At 26.7% G+C, this 2,607-nt stretch carries 3 protein-coding genes; all 3 read left to right on the top strand.

Annotated features, from left to right (window positions below):
• Window positions 1-181: 181 nt before the first annotated feature.
• Window positions 182-1,600 (top strand): GTPase family protein, encoded by a 1,419-nt coding sequence (locus AVBRAN12654_RS09200; protein ID WP_336614364.1) that lies wholly within the window; start codon window positions 182-184, stop codon window positions 1,598-1,600.
• A 51-nt stretch (window positions 1,601-1,651) separates the two neighbouring features.
• Entirely contained in the window at window positions 1,652-1,852 is a 201-nt protein-coding gene (locus AVBRAN12654_RS09205; RefSeq protein WP_336614365.1) for a hypothetical protein, read from the top strand.
• On the top strand, window positions 1,849-2,607 hold a 759-nt coding region (locus AVBRAN12654_RS09210), incomplete at its 3' end, for a BspA family leucine-rich repeat surface protein (protein WP_336614366.1). The genes AVBRAN12654_RS09205 and AVBRAN12654_RS09210, both read left to right, overlap by 4 nt.

Raw genomic sequence — 2,607 nt, forward strand, 5'->3', positions numbered from 1 at the left:
CAAGAAAGGAGAATAAATGAAAGTTATTTTTTCTTTTATGGGGGGGGGATTTTACAAGAGATAAAATCACTTAATTTCATTTATTTTATTCAAAACTTCTCATTTATATTCAAAGGAACTTAGAAAGCATTTTTTATCTAATCACAAATATTTAAAAATTAAAAATAAAAAGGATAAAAAAATGGAAATCAAAAGAATTTTAAAAGAATTTACAGACCTAGAAGAAAGTAAAAAAGAAATATTAAAAGAAAATATTTCAAACTTTGTTAAAGAAAAAGATAAATGTCTTGGTATTCATAATTTTGCTTTTCAATTTGTAAAAGATGAAACAAAATGCGTTGAAAAAAGATATTTAGATATTTTATTAAAAGATTTAGATTTTGATTTAGAAAACAGAATGAAATTAGCTGCTTTGATTGAAGAAGCATATCATATCAGCTTTAAATCAAAAGATATTTTAAACTATCAAAAACCAACTTTAACAGCATTAATACCTGATATGCCTAATATAACAGAAGTTATGAAATACTATAAAGAACAAGAAGAATCTAAAGAAGAGTATGCAGAATTAGATGAGATATTAAACAAATCAGATTTAGATGAAGAAGATAAAACTAAGCTAAAGCTAAATATCAAAAAACTAGCAAACACAAAGCTAAACATATTAATTACAGGTGGAACAGGAGTTGGCAAAAGCTCTACTATTAATTCGCTTTTTAATATGGGTGATGAATACAAACAAGAATTTAGTGAAATCGGAACTACTAGCAAACCACAAACAATGGAGATTAAAAAATACGAAATAGGAAGAAACCTTGTTTTATGGGATAGTCCAGGTTTAGGAGATGGGATAAAAGATAGTGAGCATATTGCAAAAATTAATAAAAAGCTTCACGAAAAAGATAGTAAAGGAAATGCTTTAATAGATTTAGTTTTAGTTATTGTAGATGCAAAAACTCGTGATTTAGGCACTACCTATCATCTAATTACTAATGTAATAATCCCTGCCTTAGGAGAAAACGCAAAAGATAGAATATTAATAGCACTTAATAAGTGTGATCAAGCTTTAGAAGGAGATTTTTGGGTGAAGGGTGATAGTCCTTATCCAGAAGAAGAGCTTATAAAATATCTTGATGAAAGTGTAAAGATAATTAGTGATAGGATATATGAGACAACTAGCGTAAGGATTGAGCCTATATATTATTCATCAGGTAAGAGCAGAAATGGCATTCAAGAAAACCCATATAATTTAGGAAAATTACTTAACTTCATCGTTGATTATACTCCCAGCAAAAAAAGAGCAGTATTTAAAGGTAAGATAAACGAAAATAAAAACAACTGGAAAAGCAACGAAAAAGTAAAGCCTAATACAAATAATTTTAATTCATCAAGAAATCAAACAACAAGCACCACAAAAGATTATAAAGCTTTAGCTGATGAAAAGATAGAAAAAAGCTGGTTTGATAGCTTATGTGATGGTGTTGGAAAAGCAGTTGATTTTGTTGTTGAAAACAAAGAAAAGATTATGGCTGGTGTTACTACCGTTTTAGCCGTAGGTAAAGAAGTTTTAAGTTTCTTTGCTAGTTCTAAGAAAAAATAAAAAATAAAAAGAATTTGAAATAGGAATTTCAAATTCTTTAAAGGAGTATAAATGCCAATAGCACCGAAGCCAAGTAAGTTTATTTGTAAAGATTGTGGGTATTCAGTGGTGATAATTCATAAAAGCGATTGCCTAAGTGTAAATGATTTACCACCAACTAAATGCCCTAAATGTAAAAATAGTGTTTGTTATGATAGAAAAAGAGCTAATGCATTTGATATAGCTTTAGCAAAATTAAAGGAGATTTTATGAAAAAATATAAGCCTACCACAAAAGAAGAATTACAAAACTTAGTAAGAGATAATGATATTTATCTAGGCGATATTGATACGAGTTTAATTACTGATATGAGTGAATTATTTTATAAAAGTAATAGAAAAGACTTTAGTGGGATAAATGAATGGGATACAAGTAATGTAACTAATATGAGTGCTATGTTTTTTAATTGTAAAGATTTTGACCAATATTTAATTTTTGACACTTCAAATGTAGTTGATATGAGCTATATGTTTTATGGTTGTAAGCAATTTAATCAAGCTTTAAACTTTAATACTTCAAATGTAATTACAATGTATGGGATGTTTATAGATTGTATTAATTTTAATCAAGCTTTAAACTTTAATACTTCAAAAGTTACAAATATGAGCTATATGTTTGCTAATTGTAAAAATTTTAATCAACCACTAGATTTTGATACCTCAAAAGCTCAAAATATCAGTTATATGTTTTTTGCTTGTAAGAATTTTAATCAACAATTAAATTTTGATACTTCAAATATAGTAAATATGCGTAGTTTATTTAGTGGTTGTATTAAATTTAATCAAGTTATAAACTTTTATACTTCAAATGTAATTGATATGAGTTTTATGTTTAATAATTGTAAAAAATTTAATCAACCATTAGACTTTGATACTTCAAATGTAATTGATATGAGTTGTATGCTAGTAGGGTGCAAAAACTTTAATCAACCATTAGACTTCGATACTTCAAAAGTTACAAATATGAGT

The organism is Campylobacter sp. RM12654 (assembly GCF_020137585.1).
Lineage (GTDB): Bacteria > Campylobacterota > Campylobacteria > Campylobacterales > Campylobacteraceae > Campylobacter_E.